General features: G+C 64.9%; 20 protein-coding genes. 15 read left to right on the forward strand and 5 right to left on the reverse strand.

Features of this window, described 5'->3' with window-relative positions:
* Positions 1-206 precede the first annotated feature (206 nt).
* Positions 207-881: a DUF938 domain-containing protein gene (locus MTX21_RS24095; RefSeq protein ID WP_280971150.1), complete on the reverse strand. Its 675-nt coding sequence runs from the start codon at positions 879-881 to the stop codon at positions 207-209.
* Positions 882-1,118: 237 nt separating this feature from the next.
* Here MTX21_RS24095 and soxX point away from each other — a divergent pair, with 237 nt between their 5' ends.
* The 11 genes from soxX to MTX21_RS24150 all read left to right on the forward strand — a co-directional run bounded on the left by soxX (position 1,119) and on the right by MTX21_RS24150 (position 10,744).
* Entirely contained in the window at positions 1,119-1,475 is a 357-nt protein-coding gene (gene soxX, locus MTX21_RS24100) for a sulfur oxidation c-type cytochrome SoxX (RefSeq protein ID WP_280967164.1), read from the forward strand.
* Positions 1,476-1,501: 26 nt separating this feature from the next.
* On the forward strand, positions 1,502-1,993 hold the full coding sequence (gene soxY, locus MTX21_RS24105) for a thiosulfate oxidation carrier protein SoxY (protein ID WP_280967165.1): 492 nt from the start codon (positions 1,502-1,504) through the stop codon (positions 1,991-1,993).
* Positions 1,994-2,004: 11 nt separating this feature from the next.
* Positions 2,005-2,316, forward strand: coding sequence for a thiosulfate oxidation carrier complex protein SoxZ (gene soxZ, locus MTX21_RS24110; RefSeq protein WP_280967166.1), 312 nt, complete (start codon positions 2,005-2,007; stop codon positions 2,314-2,316).
* The gene (gene soxA, locus MTX21_RS24115) at positions 2,316-3,170 is read left to right on the forward strand and encodes a sulfur oxidation c-type cytochrome SoxA (RefSeq protein WP_280967167.1); all 855 of its coding nucleotides are present in this window, start codon (positions 2,316-2,318) and stop codon (positions 3,168-3,170) included. Before soxZ ends, soxA begins: the two co-directional genes overlap by 1 nt.
* On the forward strand, positions 3,167-3,475 hold the full coding sequence (locus MTX21_RS24120) for a hypothetical protein (protein WP_280967168.1): 309 nt from the start codon (positions 3,167-3,169) through the stop codon (positions 3,473-3,475). The genes soxA and MTX21_RS24120 overlap by 4 nt, the downstream gene beginning before the upstream one ends.
* Positions 3,476-3,530: 55 nt before the next feature.
* Positions 3,531-5,279 (forward strand): thiosulfohydrolase SoxB, encoded by a 1,749-nt coding sequence (gene soxB / locus MTX21_RS24125; RefSeq protein WP_280967169.1) that lies wholly within the window; start codon positions 3,531-3,533, stop codon positions 5,277-5,279.
* Positions 5,276-5,734, forward strand: a complete 459-nt coding sequence (locus MTX21_RS24130; RefSeq protein WP_280967170.1) for a hypothetical protein — start codon at positions 5,276-5,278, stop codon at positions 5,732-5,734. The genes soxB and MTX21_RS24130 overlap by 4 nt, the downstream gene beginning before the upstream one ends.
* 365 nt (positions 5,735-6,099) lie before the next feature.
* A complete protein-coding gene (locus tag MTX21_RS24135; RefSeq protein WP_280967171.1) occupies positions 6,100-7,140 on the forward strand; it encodes an MBL fold metallo-hydrolase in 1,041 nt (346 codons plus the stop codon).
* Between the two features lie 83 nt (positions 7,141-7,223).
* Positions 7,224-7,379, forward strand: a complete 156-nt coding sequence (locus MTX21_RS24140; RefSeq protein WP_280967172.1) for a hypothetical protein — start codon at positions 7,224-7,226, stop codon at positions 7,377-7,379.
* A 330-nt stretch (positions 7,380-7,709) separates the two neighbouring features.
* Complete coding sequence (locus tag MTX21_RS24145; RefSeq protein WP_280967173.1) at positions 7,710-8,918, forward strand: MFS transporter; 1,209 nt, start codon at positions 7,710-7,712, stop codon at positions 8,916-8,918.
* A 107-nt stretch (positions 8,919-9,025) separates the two neighbouring features.
* Positions 9,026-10,744 carry an amidohydrolase family protein gene (locus tag MTX21_RS24150; RefSeq protein ID WP_280967174.1) on the forward strand — a complete coding sequence of 573 codons (1,719 nt, stop codon included), beginning with the start codon at positions 9,026-9,028 and terminating at the stop codon, positions 10,742-10,744.
* Between the two features lie 197 nt (positions 10,745-10,941).
* On the opposite strand, the gene MTX21_RS24155 is transcribed toward MTX21_RS24150, so the two are convergent.
* Positions 10,942-12,291: an MFS transporter gene (locus MTX21_RS24155; protein ID WP_280967175.1), complete on the reverse strand. Its 1,350-nt coding sequence runs from the start codon at positions 12,289-12,291 to the stop codon at positions 10,942-10,944.
* Positions 12,292-12,432: 141 nt separating this feature from the next.
* Between MTX21_RS24155 and MTX21_RS24160 the strand changes: the two genes are divergently transcribed.
* From MTX21_RS24160 to MTX21_RS24175, 4 genes are read left to right on the forward strand one after another with little or no spacing between them, the layout of a single operon-like run.
* Complete coding sequence (locus MTX21_RS24160) at positions 12,433-13,086, forward strand: ABC transporter ATP-binding protein (RefSeq protein ID WP_280967176.1); 654 nt, start codon at positions 12,433-12,435, stop codon at positions 13,084-13,086.
* Positions 13,083-15,545 (forward strand): ABC transporter permease, encoded by a 2,463-nt coding sequence (locus MTX21_RS24165; RefSeq protein ID WP_280967177.1) that lies wholly within the window; start codon positions 13,083-13,085, stop codon positions 15,543-15,545. The genes MTX21_RS24160 and MTX21_RS24165 overlap by 4 nt, the downstream gene beginning before the upstream one ends.
* Positions 15,535-16,617 carry a lipocalin-like domain-containing protein gene (locus MTX21_RS24170; protein WP_280967178.1) on the forward strand — a complete coding sequence of 361 codons (1,083 nt, stop codon included), beginning with the start codon at positions 15,535-15,537 and terminating at the stop codon, positions 16,615-16,617. Before MTX21_RS24165 ends, MTX21_RS24170 begins: the two co-directional genes overlap by 11 nt.
* Positions 16,618-16,642: 25 nt before the next feature.
* Positions 16,643-17,029, forward strand: a complete 387-nt coding sequence (locus MTX21_RS24175) for an MAPEG family protein (RefSeq protein WP_280967179.1) — start codon at positions 16,643-16,645, stop codon at positions 17,027-17,029.
* A 207-nt stretch (positions 17,030-17,236) separates the two neighbouring features.
* On the opposite strand, the gene MTX21_RS24180 is transcribed toward MTX21_RS24175, so the two are convergent.
* From MTX21_RS24180 to MTX21_RS24190, 3 genes are all read right to left on the reverse strand, one after another.
* Positions 17,237-18,424, reverse strand: coding sequence for an ABC transporter substrate-binding protein (locus tag MTX21_RS24180; RefSeq protein WP_280967180.1), 1,188 nt, complete (start codon positions 18,422-18,424; stop codon positions 17,237-17,239).
* Positions 18,425-18,711: 287 nt separating this feature from the next.
* A complete protein-coding gene (locus tag MTX21_RS24185) occupies positions 18,712-21,867 on the reverse strand; it encodes a multidrug efflux RND transporter permease subunit (protein ID WP_280967181.1) in 3,156 nt (1,051 codons plus the stop codon).
* Positions 21,864-23,063 (reverse strand): efflux RND transporter periplasmic adaptor subunit, encoded by a 1,200-nt coding sequence (locus MTX21_RS24190; protein ID WP_280967182.1) that lies wholly within the window; start codon positions 23,061-23,063, stop codon positions 21,864-21,866. The genes MTX21_RS24185 and MTX21_RS24190 overlap by 4 nt, the downstream gene beginning before the upstream one ends.
* Positions 23,064-23,349 lie beyond the last annotated feature (286 nt).

A 23,349-nucleotide genomic window follows, 5' to 3' on the forward strand; every position in this document is an offset into this window, starting at 1 on the left:
ACTTCAGGATGAAGTTCGCTCGCACAGGCCCCTTGTAAGGCGGGCACTGTTCTCTCATTCCCTCCCCCCTTGCGGGGGAGGGGCAGGGAGGGGGGTAGCCACGAACTCCGACCTCACCCGGGGCTACCCCCCTCCCCAACCCCCCCCGCAAGGGGGGAGGGAGCGCACCTTCTTCCTGGCCAGTTCAGATCTCATCTCATCGCGCCTCACGCGCGCGCGAACACCAGCGTCAGGTTGTTCGCGGGCATGTCGATGACATCGACCAGGCGGAGGCCTGCTGCCTGCGCGAGCGTCTCGACGTCGGCGACGTCCCGCACGCCCCATTCGGGATTGCCCTCGCGCAAGGAGGTGTCGAACACGGCATTGCTGAGCGCGGTGTGCTTGCCACCGCGCTTGAATGGGCCGTAGAGGAACAGCTTGCCGTCGGCCCGCAAGTAGCGGCCGGCCCCGGCGAACAGGCCCTCGGCCACGTTCCATGGCGCGATGTGGATGACGTTGGCGCAGAAGATCGCCGCAAGGTTCGCCGGCCCCTCGCCGCTCTTCATGTCCGGACACCAGTCCGGGTCGGACAGATCGATCCGCAACGGCGGGCGGATGTTCGGCAGGCCGGCATGCGCGCGCCAGGCTTCGATGCTCCTCAGGTGGCGCTGATTGAGGTCGCTGGGCCACCAGATGAGCCCGGGCGTATGGCGGGCAAACTGGACCACATGCTGACCGGTTCCGCTGCCGACCTCGACCACATGGCCCGAAAGGCCTTTGAGGTGCTTTTCCAGGGCCGCCCAGATCGGTTCGTGATTGCGATGAAACGCCGGTGCATCAAGGCGCCCATCGGGCTCGACCCGCCCGCCGTCCCTGCCAAATTCAACGAGATATTCAGCCAATTGAGGTCCCCGAAAACGAGAAGACAAGGAAAACGAAGCTGAAGTGCCGAAACGCCTCAAAAAATTGGCCCGCGCCCAGGCCGCATCCGCCAAAGAGATAATCTCTGGGTTGCAATGCGGCGGATATTAACGCCATTTTGGGGCGTGCATAGTCTTGATTGTCAGGCGATGCCCTTTGTGCTTTGAGCATTGTATTTCCGCGAACGAGATCATCGACATAACGGTTTGGAACGACCCTTGCCCGCCCTCCCCCGGAAGCCTTCCCTGACGTTCATGCTGGCCCTGCTGGCCGGCCTTGCCGTGAGCCCGGCGCGGGCGCAATCAGCTATGGCCGAGGGCCAGAAGCTCGCCTTCGACCGCGGCAAGGGCAATTGCCTCACCTGCCATGTCATCAGGGGCGGCGACCTGCCCGGAACGATCGGCCCCGAGCTCAAGGACATCAAGAGCAGGTATCCAGACCGCAACGAGCTGTTCGCGATTCTGTTCGATGAGACCAAGCGCAATCCGCAGACCATGATGCCGCCGTTCGGACGGAACCGGATTTTGACCGAGCAGGAGATCAACGCGATCGTTGATTTCCTGCAAACCCTGTGACGGCCGGCACGCCAGGAGACCTTAAGATGACGACCGTCACCGGCCCTCTCGCGACGCGGCGCCTGATCCTTCGGGGCGCGGTTTCCGTCGCGCTGATCGGCCTCGGTAACCTGCCGTTCGCCACTGAACCCGCGCGCGCCGCCGCCAACGACAAATATCCGGAAGAGGCGTTCAGGCAGAAGAGCGAGGCCGACGCCATCAAGGCACTCTACGGCAAGACCGCCGAGCCCTCCGACAAGGTCAAGTTAGACGCGCCCGAGATCGCCGAGAACGGCGCCGTGGTGCCGATTGCCGTGACGACCGCGCTCGACAAGGTGACTTCGATTTCGTTCTTCGTGGCCGAGAACCCGAACGCGCTCGCAGCTTCCTACAAGATCCCGGACGGCACGGTGCCGAGCGTCTCCAACCGCCTGAAGATGGCGAAGACCACCAAGGTCGTCGCGATCGTCGAGGCCGACGGCAAGCTCTATAGCGCGACCAAGGAAGTCAAAGTCACCGTCGGTGGCTGCGGCGGTTAAGGAGAACCGAGATGGCATCCACCATTCGCGTACGTGCCACCACCAACGGCGACATCACCGAGGTGCAGGCGCTGGTCCAGCACCCCATGGATTCCGGCTTCGTCAAGGATTCCAAGGGCGAGCTGATTCCGGCGCATTTCATTCAAGAGCTCAAGTTCGAATGGAACGGCAAGGACGTCTTCGTCGCCGATTGGGGCCCCGCCGTCTCCAAGGACCCCTACATCAAGTTCAGCTTCAAGGGGGCTAAGAAAGGCGACGACCTCAAGATCTCCTGGGTCGATAACAAGGGTGCGTCGGACACGACCACCGCGAAGATTTCGTGATGAAGGCCCGATCTGCAATCCTGCTCGGCTCCGCGCTGGTCGCGGCCGCCCTTGCGTCCTCGCAAGGGATCGCCGCCGACAAGGTCGATCCCGCCGCTGACGCCAAGGCGTTCCAGAACTTCTTCTTCCAGAAATTCCCGACCGTAAAGCACGAGGATTTCGTCAACGGTCCCTATTCCATGAACGAGGACATGAAGCGGCAGTGGCAGGAGAAGGAGGAATTCCCTCCTTACGAGTTCGCGCTCGATGCCGGCAAGGAGATGTTTTCGACGCCGTTCAAGAACGGCAAGACCTATGCCGACTGCTTCCCGAACGGCGGCATCGGCATCCGCCAGAACTATCCTTATTTCGACGAGAAGGAAGGCAAGGTCGTCACGCTGGAGCTCGCGCTCAACCGCTGCCGCGAGGCCAATGGCGAAGCGCCCTATTCCTACGTCAAGGACGAGATGGCCTCGCTGACCGCCTATATGGCGTACACCTCGCGCGGCAAGCCGATGGACATCAAGATTCCCGATGACCCGCGCGCGCTTGCCGCTTTCGAGAACGGCAAGCGCTATTTCTACTCCCGCCGCGGCCAGATGAATTTCTCCTGCGCGAGCTGCCATGTGCAGAGCCCGGGCGAGCGCATCCGCGCCGAGATCCTGGCGCCGGCGCTCGGCATCCTCAATGCGATGCCGATCTACCGCTCCGAATGGAGCGGTATGGGCACGATCAGCCGCCGCTTCATCACCTGCAACAGCCAGACCCGCGCGGTTCCGCTCGAGCCGCAGTCCGATGAGTATCGCGACGTCGAGTATTTCCTCTCCTACGTCGCCAACGGCCTGCCGATTTCCGGACCGGGAGCACGGCCATGAAGCGGTCACTTCCTCTCGCCATGCTGCTCGTCGTGAGCTTCGCGCTGCCATCGGCGCGCGCGGCAACCGAAGCTGACTACAAGGCGGCCTATGCTGCCGCGGAGGCCGCCTCCAGGGAGGCGGCCGGCTTGCGCAACCAGTGGACCACGACCATCTCGAATTTGACGGCAGCGAAAAAGGCGGCCGACGGCGGCGATTTCGACCGCGCCGTTGCCGCAGCGAAAGAAGCCGAGGCGTTGGCGAAGGCGTCGATCTTCCAGGCCACGTCCGAAAAAGAAGCCTGGAAGGCGCTGGAAATCCGCTAAACTGGGCTTCCTTGGAACCGTCGGACTGTCGTCAAGGGGCGCGGAGTACTCAAGCATGGCTATCCGCCGCCGCGATTTCCTGAAGAGCGCAGGCGCCATTGCCGCAACAGCCGGCCTGCCGCGGCTTGCGCGCGGCGCCGAGACGGCCAGCATCTACGACCTCGAGCGTTTCGGCAATGCGCGGATCCTGCACATCACCGACACGCACGCGCAGCTCAATCCGGTCTATTTTCGCGAGCCCAGCGTCAATATCGGCATCGGCGAGATGGCGGGACGGCCGCCGCATCTGGTCGGCCGCGCATTCCTGGACCATTTCGGCATCCGCTCCGACAGCGCCGATGCCTATGCTTTCACCTGCTTCGAGTTCGAGAAATCCGCGCCACGTTTCGGCAAGCTCGGCGGCTTTGCCCATCTGAAGACGCTGGTCGACCGCTTGCGCAGCGATGTCGGCGAGAAGCATTCGGTGCTCGTCGACGGCGGCGATCTTTGGCAAGGCACCGGGCTTGCCAACATCATGCAGGGCCGCGACATGGTCGAGGTCGCCAATTTGCTCGGCATCGAGGCGATGACCGGGCATTGGGAATTCACCTATGGCGAGCAGGTGCTGCGCGACAATCTCGAGCGCTTCAAGGGCGAATTTCTGGCGCAGAACGTGTTCCTGACCGAGGAAGCCGCGTTCAACGACGCTCTCGCCTTCGACAAGGCCACGGGCCGCGTGTTCAAGCCTTCGACGATCAAGGATCTCGGCGGCCATCGCGTCGCGATCATCGGCCAGGCGTTCCCTTACGTGCCGATCGCACATCCCAAGCGGTTCACACCGGATTGGACCTTCGGCATCCGCGAGGAGGAATTACAGAAGCATGTCGACAGCCTGCGCGGCCACGACAAGGTGGATGCCGTCATCCTGCTGTCGCACAACGGCATGGATGTCGACCTCAAGCTCGCCAGCCGCGTCACCGGCATCGACGTTATCCTCGGCGGCCATACCCATGACGCCGTGCCGCGGCCGGTCGCAGTGAAGAATGCGAGCGGCACGACGCTGGTCACCAATGCCGGCTCCAACGGAAAATTCGTGGCGGTGCTCGATCTCGTGCTCGACAAGGGCAAGGTTGGCGACGTCCGATACCATCTGCTGCCGGTCTATTCCGAGCTGTTGAAGGCCGATCCGGCGATGGCGGAATTGATCGGCCGGGTGCGCGCGCCGCATGTGACGGACTGGTCGGAGAAGATCGCAACACCCGACCGCCTGCTCTATCGCCGCGGCAATTTCTCCGGCCCCGTCGATCAGTTGATCTGCACCGCGCTCCGCACCCAGCTCGACGCCGAGATCGCGCTGTCGCCGGGCTTCCGCTGGGGCGTCACCACGCTATCCGGCCAGGCGCTGACCATGGAGGACGTGCTCGCGGAAACCGCGATCAGCTATCCCGAGACCTATGTGCAGGAGATGACCGGCGCAGAGATCAAGAACGCACTCGAGGATATCTGCGACAATCTCTTCAACGCCGATCCCTACTATCAGCAGGGTGGCGACATGGTCCGCGTCGGCGGCCTCACCTACACCTGCACGCCGACGGTCGCCGTCGGCAGCCGCATCTCGGAGTTACAGCTCGATGGCGGCAAGGCGCTTGCCGCAAGCAAGCGTTACAAGGTTGCAGGCTGGGCCTCGATCAACGCCCAGCGGGGCGCACCTGTGTGGGATGTCGTCGGCAAATATCTGCGCTCGGGCCGGATGCCCGAGCCGTACCACTCCGGCGTCAGACTGCAGGGCGTGGAGGACAATCCGGGCATCGCAGGACAGGGATGATGGGCTTGCAAACGTTTCGCGCGATGATGCTGGCGCTGTTCGCCTTTGCTTCGGCGGCGCCGGCCGCAGCCCAGCAGGTGCCGCTCCAGGACAAGCCGTTCGCGGAGCACAAGATCGTGCTGCAGCTCTCCGACGGCGATGCCCGGAAGCAGGCGCTGGTGCTGAGCGTCGCCAACAACCTGTTGAAGTTCTACGACCCCGACAAGGTTGCGATCGAGGTGGTGGCGTTCGGTCCCGGCATCGACCTCCTGCTCACCGGCAGCGACCATCGCAAGCAGGTCGAAAGCCTGATCGCACAGGGCGTGCGCTTCGACATCTGCCTCAACACCGTCGATACGATCGAACGCGACAGCGGCAAGCGGCCGGACTTCATCCCCGCCGCCACTCCGGTCCAGGTCGGGGTCGGGCAGATCCTGTTCCTGACCGAAAACGGCTACACGCTGGTCAGGCCGTAACTTCTCTCCTGTCATCCCGGGGCGGTCCGCAGGACCGAACTCGGAATTCGTGGCACGTCCCCCTGCAACACATTCGCCGTCCTCGCCCGCGAAGGCGGGCGATCCGGTATTCCAGAGACAGCGAAGGTACGGAGAAGCCGCGGCGTACTGGATTCCCCGCATTCGCGGGGAATGACAGCGGTAGCTGGGGCGACGCTACAGCGTCCACGACCGCCTTTGAGCTTTCCGGGTTCGGCTCTGCGAGCCGCCTCGGAATGACGACTAAGTAAAATAATATTCCCTATTTCCCTCCCAACACAGTGACTTGCTTCTCCTTTTATCCCGTGGCGTAGTAGAAACTGCAATCAGCTCACGCGGGTCCTGCCATGATCTTTCGCCAGCTCTTCGACAGCGTTTCGGGCACCTACAGCTACGTGCTTGCGAGCCGCCCCGGCGGCGAGGCGCTGATCCTCGATCCCGTGCTGGAAAAGGTCGATCGCTACTGCCAATTGCTGCGCGAGCTCGACCTCAAGCTGGTCAAGGCCGTCGACACCCACCTTCATGCCGATCATGTCACCGGCCTCGGCGAGTTGCGCGACCGCACCCATTGCATGACCATCATGGGCGACCAGAGCAAGGCCGACGTGGTGGCGATGCGCGTCTCCGACGGCGACAAGGTGACGATCGAGGGCCTGTCGCTCGACGTGATGTACACGCCCGGCCACACCGACGATTCCTATTCCTATCTGATGGGCGACCGCGTCTTCACCGGTGACACGCTGCTGATCCGCGGTACCGGCCGCACCGATTTCCAGAACGGCTCCTCGCGCGCGCAATACGAATCGATCTTCAATCGCCTGCTCAAGCTGCCGGAGGAGACGCTGGTCTTCCCGGCGCATGACTACAAGGGCGATACCGTCTCCACCATCGGCGAGGAGAAGCGCTACAACCCGCGCCTCCAGGTGCGCTCGGTCGACGAATATATCGAGCTGATGGCCAATCTGAAGCTGCCCAATCCGAAGATGATGGACGTGGCGATCCCTGCCAACATGCATGTCGGACTGCATCAGGAAGAGCTGGAGAAGGAAGGCCGCGTGCTCAGCGCGGTCGAGGCGATCCGCTCGCTCGGCCGGCCCGATATACTCTTGGTCGACCTGCGCGAGAGCAACGAGCGCGCCAAGCACGGCATGCTCGAAGGCGCGCTGCATACGCCCTACCCTACTGTCGAGGAGAGCCTGAAGCCCGGCGGCATGCTGCGCGAGGTCGCGGCCGCCACCGGCCGTCGCGTCGTGTTCTTCTGTGCCTTCGGCGAGCGCTCGGCGATGGCCGTGGCCGCGGCGAAAGAAGCCGGCCTTGCCAACACCGCCCATATCGCCGGCGGCCTCGACGCCTGGAAAAAGGCCGGCGGCCCGGTGGTGCCAGCCTGACCCATCGGCGGCTTGAGATAAGTCAGGAACCCTCGGCAGTTTCCGGCTAAAATCGGATGCAGCATCACCATCCGGAACCAGCCATGGCCAAGACCGGCAAGACAAGCGAGCCGCCGAAAAAGGCGGACGACAAGGCGAAGAAGCCGCGGCCCCCACGCGACACCGACGACGACTGCGAAGACGGCGATATTGCCACGCCCAAGCGGGATCGTTACGGCCCGGATGACGAGCCGTTGTGAGGGTGGGGGCGGCGCGTTGTGATGCACGCTTTCGCACATCCTCCAGTGTCGTCCCGGCGAAGGCCGGGACCCATGCCCCCAGGGAGGAGTTTGGCGGAAGGTCGTCGTTCGGTTCTACGATCATCCGCAACTGATGGATTCCGCGGTATGGGTCCCGGCCTTCGCCGGGACGACATTGGGGATAGAGTCTGCCCGCACTGCTACAGACTTTGCGGGACGACGGTGGGAAAAGCCCCACCCCGCACTACCTGCCATGCGCCGCCGTTCATGGACAAATAACCGCCCTGGCCGATAGTTTGCGCATCCCTCGGGACGCAACACGGAACTGCAATGGCCGATGTTCTCGCCGCATCGCAGCAAGGTAAAGCGGACAGCGCGCTGCGCACGCTGACCGGAATTTCGATCGCGCATTGGGTCAGCCATTTCCATCTGCTGGTCCTGCCGATGCTGTTCCCGTTCCTGAAGAGCCAGCTTGGCGTCGGCTATATCGAGCTCGGCTTCGCGCTCACCGTGTTCGCGGTGGTGTCCGCCCTGACCCAGGCGCCGACGGGCTATCTCGTCGATCATTTTGGCGCGCGAAAAATCCTGCTGGCAGGACTGGTGCTGGGCGGCTTCGCACTGATCCTGCTCGGCCTGCACCTCAGCTACGCCTCGCTGATTGCCTGCGCCGTGCTGCTCGGGCTCGCCAACAGCGTCTATCACCCGGCCGACTACGCGATCCTGGCCGAGCACATGGATGAGGCGCGGATGGGCCGCGCCTTCTCGATTCACACCTTTGCCGGCTTTCTCGGCGGCGCGGTCGCGCCAGCGATCGTCGCGGCCCTCGTCACCGTCTCCGGCGGTGTCGGCGCGCTGATCGCATCGGGCGCGATCGGCGTACTGGTGGCGCTGCTGCTGGTCCTCATGAACATTCCCGACGCCGGCGCGCACAAGAAGAAGCCGGGCAGCACGAATGCACCGAAGCAGGCCGTCATCACCCCGGCGCTGATCATGCTGACGATCCTCTTCACGTTGCTCAGCCTGTCGGTCGCCGGCATCAACAATTTCGGCGTGGTGGCGCTGATGAGCGGCTATGGTGCCTCTTACTCCACGGCCAACGTCGTGCTGACGGCGTTCCTTGGCGCAAGCGCCATCGGCGTGCTTGCGGGAGGCTTCCTCGCCGACCACACCGAGCGCCATGGCCAGGTCGCAGCGGCCTGCTTTGCCGCGAACGCAGCGATCGTGCTGCTGATCGCACTGGTCGCGCTGCCCACCTGGGCTCTCGCCGCCGCGATGACGGCCGCGGGCTTCCTCTCTGGCGTGATCGCACCCTCGCGCGACATGCTGGTGCGCAATGCCGCACCTCCCGGCGCCGCCGGCCGCGCCTTCGGCATAGTCTCCACCGGCTTCAATCTCGGCGGCATCGTCAGCCCGCTGCTGTTCGGCTGGATCATGGACCAGAGCGCCCCCCACTGGGTCTTCGGCGCCTCCGTGATCTTCATGGTCGCGACCGTGGTGCTGTCGCCGTTCACGGAACGGAAGCAGCAAAGCAGTTCGTGAGCCCAGCGGCTCAAGCACAAACTCGACTGTCGTCCCGGGGGCGCGACAAAAGTCGCGAGCCCGGGACGACGTAGAGATAACCACAACAACAAAACGGGAAGAAACATATGACCAATCCTGATCTCGTGATCCGCGGCGGCACGATCGCGGATGGCCGCGGCGGCGAGCTGTTCGAGGCCGATGTCGCCATCACCGGCGGCAAGATCAGCGAGGTCGGGAAGGTTGCTGCAAAGGGACAAGAGGAGCTCGACGCGCGCGGCAAGCTGGTGACGCCGGGCTTCGTCGACGTCCACACGCACTATGACGGCCAGGTCACCTGGAGCCAGGACATCACGCCGTCGTCGCAGAACGGCGTCACCACCGCGATCATGGGCAATTGCGGTGTCGGCTTTGCGCCGTGCAAGCGTGAGGACCACACCCGCCTGATCCAGCTCATGGAAGGCGTCGAGGACATTCCCGAGCCGGTGCTGAGCGCCGGCATCCCCTGGGCCTGGGAGAGTTTTCCGGACTACATGAACTGGCTGTCGAAGCGCGATTTCGACATCGATGTCGGCGCGCAACTGCCGCATGCGGCGCTGCGCGTCTATGTCATGGGCGAGCGTGGCGCGCGCCGCGATCCCTCGACCGCCCAGGACAATGCGGCGATGGCAAAGCTTGCAGGCGAGGCGGTGCGATCAGGCGCGCTCGGCTTCTCGACCTCGCGCACGCTCAACCACCGCACCTCGACCGGCGATTTCACGCCGACGCTGAAAGCGGGCGAGGACGAGCTCACCGCGATCGCCGGCGCCATGCAGGCTGAGGGCCGCAGCGTGCTGCAGTTCGTGCTCGACCTTTCGACCATCCACGAAGACCTGCCGATGATGCTGCGGGTCGCCGACAATACCAAATGTCCGATCTCATTCTCGATCACGCAGAACGACAAGTCGCCGCGGCGCTGGCGCCAGACGCTGGACGAGATCAATGCGGCGGCAAAGCGCGGCCTCTCCATCACCGCGCAGATCGCGGCGCGGCCGGTCGGCCTGTTGCTCGGGCTCGAGCTGTCGCGCAATCCGTTCCAGACCCATCCGAGCTACAAGGCGATTGCGCATCTGCCGCTACAGGAGCGGCTGGCGCGGTTGCACCAGATGGAGGTGCGCAAGGCGATCCTCTCGGAGACGGCGACCGCGACCGATGATCCGCTGTTCTTCCGTCCCGACTACGACAAGATGTTCTTGCTCGGCGATCCCCCGGACTACGAACAGCCGCCGGAGAACGCGCTGGGCCCGCAGGCGCGCAGGCAGGGCCGCCAGCCGGAGGAGCTCGCCTATGAGGCGATGCTGTCCGATGAAGGCCGCGGCATGCTCTACGTGCCCTTCCTCAACTATTCCGACGGCAATCTCGATGCGACGCGCGAGATGCTGATCGATCCGCAATCGGTGCCCGGCCTCTCCGACGGCGGCGCGCATTGCGGCATCATCTGCGACGCGAGCTTCCCGACCTATCTGCTGACGCACTGGACACGCGATCGCAAGCGCGGCGAGAAGCTGTCGATCCCCTTCGTGGTCGCGGCGCAGTCACGCAAGACCGCGCTTTCGGTCGGGCTGACCGATCGTGGGCTCGTTGCGCCCGGATATAAGGCCGACGTCAACGTGATCGATTATGACCGGCTGCACCTGCATCCGCCGAAGGTGCATTACGACCTGCCGGTCGGCGGCCGCCGTCTGCTGCAGGATGTCGACGGTTACGAGGCCACCATCGTCTCCGGCGTGGTGACGCGGCGGCAAGGCGAGGCAACCGGACGCCGACCGGGGAAGCTGATCCGCGGCGCGCAGGGGGTGGCGCAGTAGCGCAGATTGCGTGTGAGGCGAGCAGGCCGCCTCAACTACTCAGCGTCGTCCCGGCGAAGGCCGGGACCCATACCCCCAGGGAAAAGTTTGGCTAAGACTCGGAGTGAGAGCTTCGCGCCACAACTCAATCCTGTGGTTATGGGTCCCGGCCTGTGCCGGGACGACCGTAGCATTTGTGGTGAGCAGCAATGGCCCCCTCACGTCGGCGACACCACGCCCTTCAGCGCGCTCGCCTGCGGGACGGCGCCGCGGGTCAGCCTGGCGCGCTCGGTATTCGGCCACAGCAGCAGGAGGCCGAGCAGGCCGGAGCCGACCATGACGGCGGCGTTGATGGTGAAGCCGGTCATGTAGCCGCCGAGCATGCTGCCGGCGCGCTGGATCACCGTGCCCATCACGCTCGGCGCGATGATGCCGGCGAGCGTGTACAGCGCGCCGTAGATCGCGATGATGGCGCCGCGCTGCGACACCGGCGTGAACTCGCCGAGCATGGGCGGGCAGACGACGTAGATCGCGCCGCACAGGCCCGTTCCGACCACGAGCAACGCGAGCTGGAGGCCGGCTCCTTCGACATGCGGCATCAAGGCCAGGATCAGACCGCCGATGACCAGCGGCACGGAGCCGAGCACGCCGCGCGCGATGCGCGTGGTGGCGCCGCGCGCCATCATCACCTGCGAGATCCAGCCCGTCAGGATCACGATGGTGGCGCCGAATATCCAAGGCATGGTCGAGATCCAGCCGGCATCGCTCTGCGAGAAGCCTAGTCCCTTGATGATGAAGGGCGTGAACCAGGTCAGCCCGAGCGACAGCGCCCAATAGGCGCCGAAGGTTGCGGCCACGCAGCCGACAAAGGTGCGCGAGGTGAGGAGCTGGAGATAGGGAATCTTCTGTTCGGTGACCGCCAGGACCTGCGTATCCTCCAACGGTCCTTCCCTGCCGAGGGCGAGCCAGGCCGCGACCCAGATGAGGCCGACGACGCCGAGCGCGCCGAACGCATAATGCCAGGAATGATTGACGATGATCCAGTTCAGCGCCGGCACCGCCAGGATGACGCCGAAGGCGGAGCCCTGCGACAGGATCGCGGTCGGCAGCGTGCGCTTCTCATCGGGAAACCATTTGTAGATGGCGTGCGCGGCAACCGCGAAGGCCGGCCCCTCGCCGGCGCCCAGCACGATGCGGCAGATCAGGAGCGTGGTGAAGCTGACGGTGCCGACCATCGGAAACTGCGCCAGTGCCCAGATCACGGCGAGCGTCAGCAGCACCCAGCGTGTCGCCACCTTGTTGACGATGAAGCCGACTACGATGGCCGAGATCGAAAACAGGAAGAAGAAGGACGAGCCGAGCAGGCCGAATTGCGCGGGCTCGAGCTTCAGATCGGTCATGATCGGCACGCCGGCGAGACCCACGACGATCTTGTCGGCGAAGTTGACCAGCATGAACAGAAACAGGAGAAATGTGATTGTCCAAGCGCCCTTCGGAGTTTGCTTGCCGGCTTCTCTGGACGTCCCTGTCGTCTTGCCCGCCGCCATTGGCGTTCCCTGAGCGCTCATCGTTCTCCCCGCTGTCTTTTGGCACTTTTTGATTTGGCCGTTTTGGAGCTAACAACGGCTTTGAAGCCAACGCAACCCCGGCATTTCCGCACCGAGTGTGCTACGCAGCATTCCGGTTAATTCCATCCGGCGCCATTCATCGTGCTCAACATCAAAAATCTCTCCAAGAGCTTCTCCTCGGCCGGCGAGCCGGTCCGCGTGCTGCGCGGCGTCGATCTCGACCTTAAGGCCGGCGAGCGCGTCGCGCTGACCGGGGAATCCGGCAGCGGCAAGAGCACGCTGCTGCATCTGATCGCGGGGCTGGATGCCGCCGACGGCGGCTCGATCCGGCTCGAGGACACCGAGGTCACCGCGCTGTCCGACGCGGGGCGCGCAAGGCTACGGTGCGACCGGATCGGCCTCGTCTTCCAGCAGTACAACCTGATCCCGAGCCTGTCGGTCGAGGACAATCTCGCCTTCCAGGCGCGGATCGCCGGTCGCCATGATGCGGCCTGGAGCAAGGAGCTGGTCGAACGGCTCGGGCTCGGCAGCCTGCTCAAGCGCTATCCCGAGCAATTGTCCGGCGGCCAGCAGCAGCGCGTTGCGATCGGCCGCGCGCTGGCAACGAAACCTTCGCTGCTGCTTGCGGACGAGCCGACCGGCAATCTGGACGAGGCGACGGCCGATGACGTGCTGGCGCTGACGCGCGACCTCGTCGCGCGGACCGGCTGCGGCTTCCTGATGGTGACGCACAGCCTGCATCTCGCCGCCACGCTCGATCGCCATGTCACCCTGCATGCGGGGCGAATCACATGAGGCGCGCGCTGTGGGTCCTCGCGGTGCTCCTGAGCCATTGGCGGCGGCACAAGATGCAGTTCGCGACGCTGCTGATCGGGCTGATCGCGGCGACCGCGTTGTGGAGCGGCGTGCAGGCCATCAACCAGCAGGCCCGTAACGCCTATGATCGCGCGGCGGCGACCTTCGGCGGCGTGCGCATGGCGATGCTGGTCGCGCCGAACGCCGCGACCTTCTCGCAAGACCTGTTCGTCAAGCTGAGGCGGGCCGGCTGGCCGGTCTCGCCGGTGCTCGAAGGCCGCGTCCAGCTCAACGGGCATTCGTTGCGCCTGCTCGGCATCGAGCCGGTGACGCTGCCGGCCGATGTCGGCAACGCGCCGCGCCTCGGTGCTGCGGATTTGACGCGCTTCGTCGCGCCGCCAGGACAAACGCTGGTCGCACAGGAGACGCTGACCGATTTGCAGGAGCAGGAAGGGACGGCTCCGCCGATCAGCAGCGGCGCAAAGCTGCCGCCGCTGCATGTGCAGCCTCAGCTCGTGCCTGATGTGCTGGTGGTCGACATCGGCGTGGCGCAGCGGCTTCTGAACAAGCCGGGCCAGGTATCGCGGCTCCTGATCGGCAAGCCGAAGGGCACGCCGGCGCCGCTTCAAAGCGTCGTCGGCGACAAGCTGCAGCGCGTCGAGGCGACTGCGGAGACCGAGCTGGAGCGTCTGACCGACAGTTTCCATCTCAACCTCACCGCGTTTGGCCTACTGTCGTTCTTCGTCGGCCTCTTCATCGTCAACTCGGCCGTTGGCCTCGCCTTCGAGCAGCGGCTGCCAATGCTGCGCACCCTGCGCGCCTGCGGCGCCTCGGCGCGGCTCGTCAACACGGTGCTGGTGCTCGAGCTGGTGGTGCTGGCGCTGATCGCGGGCCTGATCGGGCTCGTCTGCGGCTATTTCATCGCGGCCGCACTGCTGCCCGATGTCGCGGCGTCGCTGCGCGGGCTCTATGGTGCGCAGATTCCGGGACAGCTCACGCTACATGCCGAGTGGTGGTTCGCCGGCATCGGCATCAGCATCGCCGGTGCGATGGTGGCGGCGGCGACCAGCCTGATCAAGGCGATCCGGATGCCGGTGCTGGCGACGGCGCAGCCGCGCGCCTGGCAGCAGGCACAGCACCGCTGGCTGATCCTGCAAAGCGCCGCCGCCTGTGCCGTGTTCGCGGTCGCGCTGCTCGTGCTTCGCTACGGCGAATCGCTGATCGCGGGGTTTGGCCTGCTCGCCGCACTAATGCTCGGCGCCGCGCTGATCCTGCCGGCTTTCCTGGAAATCATCCTGCTCGCGGGCCAGCGCCGCGCGCGCGGACCGCTCGCGCTGTGGTTCTGGGCCGACAGCCGGCAACAGCTCTCCGGACTGTCGCTGGCCTTGATGGCGCTGTTGCTCGCGCTTGCCGTCAATGTCGGCGTCTCCACCATGGTGGAAACCTTCAGCCGCACTTTCATCGGCTGGCTCAATGGACGGCTCGCCGCCGACGTCTACATTAGCGCATCCGACAACGCGCAAGCTATTGCGATCCGGAACTGGCTGAAGGACCGCGGCGAGGTGCAGGCGATCCTGTCGGGCGGGCGCGCCGAGACGCAAGTTCAAGGACAGCCCGTGGAATTGCTCGGACTGCCCGATCACGCGCTCTATCGCGAGCGCTGGCCGCTCTTGGAAGCCGCGCCACGCGGCTGGACCCGGCTCATACCGGGCAATGCCGCTTTCATCAGCGAACAATTGAGCCGCCGCCTGAACGTCCGCGTCGGCGATGTGGTCGAGGTCCCGGCGCCGGGCGGCCCCTGGGAGCTCGACATCGTCGGCATCTATGCCGACTACGGCAATCCCAAGGGGCAGCTCGCCGTGAACGTCGCGGCGCTGATCCGGCAGTTTCCGCAGACGCCGCAGACGCGGATCGGGCTCATTGTCCCGCGCGAACAAATCCCCTCGCTGAACGCAGCATTGCAGCAGCAGTTCTCGCTCGACGACCGCAGCGTCGCCGACCAGGCCACGGTGAAGGCGGAATCGATCCGCATCTTCAACCGGACCTTCGCGGTCACCTCCGCGCTGAACGCCTTTACGCTCGGCGTCGCCGGAATCGCACTGCTGACCAGCCTGCTGACGCTGGCGAACTCGCGCCTGCCGCAGCTCGCGCCGCTCTGGGCGATCGGCATCACGCGACCACGGCTCGCCGCGATCGAGCTGACCAAGACGCTGTCGGTCTCGCTGTTCACCGCGCTCCTGGCACTGCCGCTCGGGCTGGTGGTGGCGTGGTGCCTGATCGCAATCGTGAATGTGAAGGCATTCGGCTGGCGGCTGCCGTTCCACGTATTTCCGCTGCAGCTTCTCGAACTGGTGGCGGTGGCGCTGTTCGCTGCGCTGCTGGCTGCGCTCCTGCCCGTCGCGCGGCTCGCGCGGATGCAGCCGACCGACCTCGTCAAGGTGTTCGCCAATGAGCGCTGAGATGATCTCGCGGCGCGCCTTCGCCGGTGGCATCGCCGCACTCAGCTTCGCCCGCCGCGCAGGTGCGCAGGGCTATGCCGGCCTCGGCGATACCGCCGACGGTTTTGCGCCGGTCACGCCCGGAAAAGTGTTCACTTTTCCGGCCGATCACGGCCCGCACCCTGAGTTTCGCATCGAGTGGTGGTATCTCACGGCGAACCTCACCGACGGCAGTGGCGCGGCTTGCGGCCTGCAATGGACGCTGTTTCGCCAGGCGACGCGGCCGGGACTGCAAGAAGAAGGCTGGGCCAATCAGCAGGTGTGGATGGGACACGCCGCCGTGACGCGCGCTGAGACCCATCGCTTCAGCGAGCTGTTTGCACGCGGCGGTGTCGGGCAGGCCGGCGTCGAAGCAAAACCGTTCATGGCCTGGATCGACGATTGGGAAATGAAGGGCGCCGCGCGCACCGACGATCGGACATTGGCACCGCTGACGCTGAAGGCCTCGGGCACCGATTTCAGCTACGCGCTGACGCTTGAAACTGATCGTCCCGTGGTGCTGCAGGGCTATGCCGGCTACAGCCGCAAGTCCGATCGCGGCCAGGCGTCCTACTATTACAGCCAGCCGTTCTTCCGCGCCCGCGGCACGCTCACCATCGACGACAGACCGGTCGACGTTTCGGGGCAGGCCTGGATGGACCGCGAATGGAGCAGTCAGCCGCTGGCGTCCGACCAGACCGGCTGGGACTGGTTCTCCCTGCATCTGCCTGATGACGAGAAGCTGATGCTGTATCGCCTGCGCCAGAAGGACGGCCGCGACAACCTGCTCGGCAACTGGATCACGCCGGATGGCCGCTCGGTCGAGATCGCCGCGCCCGGCAACAGCCTCACGCCACTGGCGATGACCGAGATCGACGGCCGCAAGCTGCCGACCTCTTGGCGCGTGAACCTTCCCGCCCGCGGCCTCGCGATCGAAACCACGCCGCTCAACCCGAAGGCCTGGATGGGTACCGGATTCTCCTATTGGGAAGGCCCGATCCGGTTTGCGGGCAGCCACGCGGGAATCGGCTATCTTGAGATGACCGGATATTGAGACCAGCAACGAGGAAGTGCCTGCAATGTATCATGACACCGCGATCGTGACCTGCCTCGCCGTCGCATTCTACTTCTTCACTTCGACGCAGGTCGCGCGTGCCCGCATCCGCTATGGCGTGATGCTGCCGTCGATCTCCGGCAATGCGGATTTCGAGCGCATGTTCCGCATCCAGATGAACACGCTGGAATGGATGCCGATCTTCCTGCCGTCGCTGTGGCTGTTCGCGATCTATATCAGCGATGTCATCGCGGCGGCGCTCGGCCTCGTCTGGATCCTCGGCCGCATCGTCTACTTCGTCGGCTATCGCGAGGCGGTGGCCAAGCGCAGCCCGGGATTCGCGATCCAGGCCTTCGCCTGCATCATCCTCTGGGCGGGCGCGACCGGCGCCGTGGTGTGGCGGCTGGTGTGAGGGGCGCTGCGGCAGCAACTCCGATCTCGGCCGTCGTCCCGGACAAGCGCAGCGAAGCGGAGCGCTGATCCGGGACCCTAACCACAGAATGCGGTTTGGCGAAGATTGGTAACCACGATCTCGCGCCACAACTTCTCCCTGGGGTTATGGGTCCCGGCCTTCGCCGGGACGACACGGAGGTTGTGGCGCGGGCGTTGCCTTTTCCCGCTACTTCGTCAGCGGGCAGCCGCTTTCCTTGGCGCTGAAGAATGCCTTGTCGCCGGGGACGGTGGCCAGCAGCTTGTAATAGTCCCAGGGCTTCTTCGACTCCGAGGGCTTCTTCACCTCGAACAGATACATGTCGTGGACCATGCGGCCGTTCTCGAGCACCTTGCCTTGCGCGAAGGCGTCGTCGACCGGCAGCTCCTTCAGCTTCTTGGCGACGGCGTCCGGATCCTTGGTGCCGGCCGCCTTGACCGCCTTGAGATAGCTCAGCGTCGCCGAATAGGTGCCGGCGTGGATCATGCTCGGCATCCGCCCGGTGCGCTTGAAGAAGCGCTCGCCGAGGCTGCGCGTCTTGTCGTTGAGATCCCAGTAGTAGCCCTCGGTGAGCACGAGGCCTTGCGCGGCCTGGAGGCCAAGGCCGTTGACCTCCGCGAGTGTCATCAAGAGGCCCGCAAGCTTCTGGCCGCCGGTGACGATGCCGAACTCGGCGGCCTGCTTGATCGAGTTGGTGGTATCGAGGCCGGCGTTGGCGAGCCCGACGATCTTGGCCTTCGAGCTCTGCGCCTGGAGCAGGAAGGAGGAGAAGTCCGACGAGTTGAGGGGAACGCGGACCGAGCCGACCACCTTGCCGCCATTGGCGGTGACGATCTCGCTGGTGTCCTTCTCCAGCGCGTAACCGAAGGCGTAGTCGGCCGTGAGGAAGAACCAGGTGTCGCCGCCGGCTTTCGTCAGGGCGCCGCCGGTCCCGACCCCGAGTGCGCGGGTGTCATAGGCCCAGTGAAAGCCGTAGGGCTGGCAGGCATCGCCCGTCAGGCGCGATGTTGCGGCCCCCACGACAATGTCGATCTTCTTTTTTTCCTTCGAGAGCTCGTGGATCGCGAGCGCGACCGAGGACGTCGTCAGCTCCGTGATCATGTCGACGTTCTCGACATCGTACCAGCGCCGCGCGATCGAGGTCGCAAGGTCCGGCTTGTTCTGGTGATCGGCGGTGACGAGCTCGATCTTCTGGCCTAAAACTTCGCCGCCGAAATCCTCGATCGCCATCTTGGCGGCTTCGACCGACCATTTGCCGCCGTAATCCGCATAGACGCCGGACTGGTCATTGAGAATGCCGATCTTGACGCCCTGTGCGGACGCCGGCGCCGCCAGCAATACGGCAGAGGCCGCAGCGGCCAAAAGTGCTGATTTCATATTTTAACTCCCAGCAGTCTTCTGTTGTGAAATCGGGCGGATACTAGTGAAGAACCCCGCCCCTGCCCATCCATTTCGGCCTCAGCCGTTAGTATGGCGGGTGTGCGCTAAATCCAATGCCGTCGTCCCGGCGAAGGCCGGGACCCATAACCACAGGATTGGGTTTGGCGATGACTCGCGGTTACCAGCTTCACGCCACAACCACTCCCTGGGGTTATGGGTCCCGGCCTTCGCCGGGACGACACCGTGATTGTGGACACGTCAGTGGCCGCCACACTGACGCGCAATCACCCCGCAATCTCCGCCTTCTTCCCGCGGCCATCGGCTAGATTGCGCACGACCACGTAGAAGATCGGCGTGAAGAGCAGGCCGAACAGGGTGACGCCGATCATGCCGAAGAAGACGGCAACGCCGACGGCCTGGCGCATCTCCGAGCCCGAGCCGGTCGAGATCACCAGCGGCAGCACGCCGAGGATGAAGGCGAAGGACGTCATCAGGATCGGCCGCAGGCGCAGGCGGCAGGCCTCGATCACGGCCTCCAGCCGCGGCTTGCCTTCCAGCTCGATGTCGCGGGCGAACTCGACGATGAGGATCGCGTTCTTCGCAGCTAAGCCCACCAGCACGACGAAGCCGATCTGCGTCAGGATGTTGACGTCCTGCCCCATGATGCGCACGCCGATGGTGGCGGCGAGCAGGCACATCGGCACGATCAGGATCACCGCAAACGGCAGGCTCCAGCTCCCATATTGCGCGGCGAGCACGAGATAGACGAACAGCACGCAGATCGGGAACACGAACAGGCCCGCATTGCCGCCGGTGACCTGCTGATACGACAGGTCGGTCCATTCGAACGAGAAGCCGCTCGGCAAGGTATCGTCGGCGAGCTTCTTGATGGTGTTGAGCGCGGTGGTCGAGCTCGTGCCCGGTGCCGGCTCGCCCTGCAGTTCGGAGGCCGCATAGAGATTGTAGCGCGCGACGCGGTCGGGACCCGAAACGTCGCGGAAATCGACCACGCTACCGAGCATCACCATGTCGCCGGACGCGTTGCGGGTGCGCAGCCGCGACAGATCGCTGGTCTCTTTCCGGAACGGCAGGTCGGCTTGGGCTGTGACGTGGTAGGTGCGGCCGAACAGGTTGAAGTCGTTGACGTAGGTCGATCCGAAATAAGTCTGGATCGTGTCGTTGATGCTGGCGATGGGAACGCCGAGCTTCTGCGCCTTGGTGCGGTCGATGTCGACGAAAAGCTGCGGCGTGTTCGCCGTGAACGGCGAAAACACCGAAGTCAGAGTGGATGCCTTGCGCGCGGCGGCGACCAGCTCGTCGGTCGCAGCGGCGAGCATTTCCGGTCCGCGGCCCTGGCGGTCCTGGATGCGGATCGTGAAGCCGCCGCCGGTGCCGATGCCAGGCACGGCCGGCGGCGGAATGACGATGATGAAGGCGCCCTGGATCGCGGCGAGCCGCTTGCGCAGCTCGGCGGTAATGGCGTTGGCGGACAGGCCCTTCTTCAGGCGGACCTCGGGCTCGTCGAACACCGGAAACAGCGCCGCAGCATTGCCGGCCTGGGTGCGCGTCGCGCCCGAGAAGCCGGCGAAGGCAGCGACGCGAACGATGCCCGGCGTATCCAGCGAGATCCGCTCGATCTCGCGCACCACCTCGGTGGTGCGCGCCAGCGACGCCGCGCCCGGCAATTGCACTGAGATGATGACGTAGCCGCGATCCTGTGCCGGAATGAAGCCCTGCGGCGTGGTCACGATCAGCCAGCCGGCGCTGCCGATCAGCACGACGTAAATCAGCAGCATCACCACCGAATGCCGGATCACGAAATTGGCGGCGCCGGCATAGCCATGTGACAGCCGGTCGAACACGCGGTTGAAGACGCCGGTGAAGGCGCCCCAGCCCCGCGCGATGACATTCCAGGCCGCCGGCGGCCGCTTCTCTTCATGCGGCACCAGTATCTGCGAGGCCAGCGCCGGCGACAGCGTCAGCGAGCAGAAGCAGGAGATCGCGGTTGCGACCGCGATGGTGACGGCGAATTGCTGGAAGAACTGTCCGGAAATACCTCCCAGGAATGCCGTCGGCACGAACACCGCGCACAGCACCAGCGCGATCGAGACCAGCGCGCCGCCGACCTCCTCCATGGTCTTCAGCGCGGCATCGCGCCGGCTCAGGCCGTGCTCGAGATGGCGCTCGACATTCTCGACCACCACGATGGCATCGTCGACCACGATGCCGACGGCGAGCACGAGGCCGAACAGCGTGAGATTGTTGATCGAGAACCCGAGCGCCGCCATCACCGCGAAGGTGCCGACCAGCGAGACCGGGATCGCGATGATCGGAATGATCGCGGGCCGCCAGCCCTGCAAAAACACCAGCACCACAATGACCACCAGCAGCATGGCCTCGTAGATAGTCTTGATCAGCTCGTGGACGGATTGCGCGATGAACTCGGTCGGGTTGTAGCCGATGTTGTAGTCGAGGCCCTTCGGAAAGCTCGCCTTGAGCCTGGTCATCGTATCGGAAATGTTCTTGGCGGTGGCCAGCGCGTTCGATCCTGGCCGCTGGGTCACCAGCATGGCGACCGCCGATTTGCGCAAGAGGAAGCTGTTGGTGGTGTAGGACAGCGCGCCGAGCTCGATGCGGGCAACGTCGCGTAAGCGCACCGTGCGGCCGTCCGAGCCGGCCTTGATCAGGATGTCCTCGAATTGCTTCTGATCCTTCAGTCGCCCCGTGAAGGTGAGATTCGGCTGGAAGGCGCGGTCCGCGATCGGCGGCTCCGCGATCTGCCCGCCCGCGATCTGCACGTTCTGCGCACGGATCGCCGCGAGCACTTCGGTCGAGGTCAGGCCGAGATTGGCGATCCGGTCAGGATCGAGCCAAAGTCGCATCGAATAGTCGCGTGCGCCGAAAATCTGGATATCGCCGACGCCGTCGAGCCGCAGGAGCTGGTCGCGAACCTGGAGCAGCGCATAGTTGGAGATGTAGAGCTGGTCGAACGTGTCGTCGGGCGACAGCATGAACACGACCATCAGGATGTCGGGCGAGTTCTTGCGCGTGGTGACGCCGTTGCGCTGGACTTCCTCGGGCAGGCGCGGCTGCGCGATCGCGACGCGGTTCTGCACCAGCACCTGCGCCTTGTCGAGATCGGTGCCGAGCTTGAAGGTGACGGTGATGGTGAGCTGGCCGTTCGAGGTCGCCTGGCTGTAGAGATACAGCATGTCCTCGACGCCGTTGATCTCCTGCTCGATCGGAGCAGCGACCGTGTCGGACACGGTCTGCGCGGAGGCGCCGGGATATTGCGTGGTGACGACGACGGTGGGCGGCACCACCTGCGGATATTCGGAGACCGGCAGCGTGGTGTAGGCGATCGCGCCGACGATCAGGAGCACGATCGACAGCACCATCGCCAAGATGGGCTGGTTGATGGAGAGGCGGCCGAGATTCATGACTTGCCACCGGCCTGCACTTGCGCTGTGTGCGGGTTGACCTTGGCGCCGACACGGGCGCGCTGGATGCCGTCGACGATGACGCGATCCTCGGCTTTGAGCCCTTCGCGGATCACGCGCAGGCCGTCATCGAGCGGCCCGAGTGTCACGGCGCGCGCTTCGACGGTGTCGTCCGGCTTGACCACGAACACGATCTTGCGGGACTGGTCGGTCGCGATCGCGACGTCCGGGATCAGGAGCGCCTCATAGGGCGCGCTGCCGATCAACCGCACGCGGGCGAATTGTCCCGGCAAAATCGAGAGATCGGTATTCTTGATCACGGCACGGCTACGCAGCGTGCCGGTCGAGACGTCGAGGCGGTTGTCGAGGAAGTTGATGGTGCCCTCGTGCGACGGCTTGGTTTCGCCGGCGAGCGTCACCTGGACCGGGTTTGCCGTGTCGCGCGAGCTCGGGCGGCGGCCTTCGAACCACAGCTTGCTGTACTTGATGAACGTCGCCTCATCCATGTCGAAATAGATGTAGATCGGATCGAGTGTGACGATCGAGGTGAGCAGCGTCGAGGAGCCGGCGTCGCTGCCCTGCACGAGATTGCCGGGGCTGACGAGATGACGGCTGACGCGGCCCGTGATCGGCGCCACCACATGCGTGAACTCGATATTGAGCTTGGCGGCCTTCAGCGCGCCTTCGGCCTGCATCTCGGCGGCGTGCGCGGCCTGCAGCGCCTGGCGGCGCTGGTCGACGACCTGTTCGGAGACGGCACTGGTCTGGACCAGGTTCAGGCCGCGGTCGAGCTCGCGCTTGGCTAGCTCCACCTTGGCACGCGCGTCCGACAACTGTCCCTCCGCCTGCGCGGCCACCGCCTCGAACGGACGCGAGTCGATCACATAAAGGAGATCGCCGGCATGCACGATGGCGCCGTCCTGGAATTCGACCGAGTTGACGTAGCCGCCGACGCGGGGACGCACCTGCACTTCCTCCACGGCCTCGAAGCGGCCGGTGAATTCGTCCCAATCGGTCACGGTGCGCTTGGCCGGCTGGGCAACTGTGACGGCGGGCGCCGGCGGGGCGGCGGCCTGCGAGGCCGGCTTCTCACAGCCGGCGAGCAAACCGGCAACGGCGAGCGCCAGGACCGCAGAAAGGGCAGGCGGCGCGGATCGCCTCCGAGCTGGGTGCAGTCCTCGGTTCGGCTCGCTCATGTCTTGCCCTCTTCCTTGGTGGCTACGGCAACAAACAGGGTAGCTTCTTACCCGCAGGCGGCACAAGATGGGTTTCGATGATGAAACCTTCAAGACGAGAAGAACACGCAATTTCTTGGGTGGATGATCCTAGCCGAGTGGACGGGTTGACAGAAGGAAGGTCGCGCGCGCACGCGGCGATAATCGGGCGGATGCGAATGAATTTACGCGCCGGGCTCCGGAATGGAGTGGCAGGTGCGAGGCCCACGAAGTGACCTTCCCCTGGAGGAGGGTCGGCACGCAATCG

The organism is Bradyrhizobium sp. ISRA430 (assembly GCF_029909975.1).
In the GTDB taxonomy this organism is placed as follows: domain Bacteria; phylum Pseudomonadota; class Alphaproteobacteria; order Rhizobiales; family Xanthobacteraceae; genus Bradyrhizobium.

Bases quoted from the DNA above. Each gene is read 5' to 3' on its own strand.
- MTX21_RS24170 (WP_280967178.1), top strand. From the start codon at position 15,535: ATGAGCGCTGAGATGATCTCGCGGCGCGCCTTCGCCGGTGGCATCGCC.
- MTX21_RS24135 (WP_280967171.1), top strand. From the start codon at position 6,100: ATGATCTTTCGCCAGCTCTTCGACAGCGTTTCGGGCACCTACAGCTAC.
- MTX21_RS24190 (WP_280967182.1), bottom strand. From the start codon at position 23,063: ATGAGCGAGCCGAACCGAGGACTGCACCCAGCTCGGAGGCGATCCGCG.
- soxB (WP_280967169.1), top strand. From the start codon at position 3,531: ATGGCTATCCGCCGCCGCGATTTCCTGAAGAGCGCAGGCGCCATTGCC.
- MTX21_RS24165 (WP_280967177.1), top strand. From the start codon at position 13,083: ATGAGGCGCGCGCTGTGGGTCCTCGCGGTGCTCCTGAGCCATTGGCGG.
- MTX21_RS24155 (WP_280967175.1), bottom strand. From the start codon at position 12,291: ATGAGCGCTCAGGGAACGCCAATGGCGGCGGGCAAGACGACAGGGACG.
- MTX21_RS24185 (WP_280967181.1), bottom strand. From the start codon at position 21,867: ATGAATCTCGGCCGCCTCTCCATCAACCAGCCCATCTTGGCGATGGTG.
- soxA (WP_280967167.1), top strand. From the start codon at position 2,316: ATGAAGGCCCGATCTGCAATCCTGCTCGGCTCCGCGCTGGTCGCGGCC.
- MTX21_RS24180 (WP_280967180.1), bottom strand. From the start codon at position 18,424: ATGAAATCAGCACTTTTGGCCGCTGCGGCCTCTGCCGTATTGCTGGCG.
- MTX21_RS24150 (WP_280967174.1), top strand. From the start codon at position 9,026: ATGACCAATCCTGATCTCGTGATCCGCGGCGGCACGATCGCGGATGGC.
- MTX21_RS24145 (WP_280967173.1), top strand. From the start codon at position 7,710: ATGGCCGATGTTCTCGCCGCATCGCAGCAAGGTAAAGCGGACAGCGCG.
- MTX21_RS24140 (WP_280967172.1), top strand. From the start codon at position 7,224: ATGGCCAAGACCGGCAAGACAAGCGAGCCGCCGAAAAAGGCGGACGAC.
- MTX21_RS24130 (WP_280967170.1), top strand. From the start codon at position 5,276: ATGATGGGCTTGCAAACGTTTCGCGCGATGATGCTGGCGCTGTTCGCC.
- soxY (WP_280967165.1), top strand. From the start codon at position 1,502: ATGACGACCGTCACCGGCCCTCTCGCGACGCGGCGCCTGATCCTTCGG.
- MTX21_RS24120 (WP_280967168.1), top strand. From the start codon at position 3,167: ATGAAGCGGTCACTTCCTCTCGCCATGCTGCTCGTCGTGAGCTTCGCG.
- MTX21_RS24175 (WP_280967179.1), top strand. From the start codon at position 16,643: ATGTATCATGACACCGCGATCGTGACCTGCCTCGCCGTCGCATTCTAC.
- soxZ (WP_280967166.1), top strand. From the start codon at position 2,005: ATGGCATCCACCATTCGCGTACGTGCCACCACCAACGGCGACATCACC.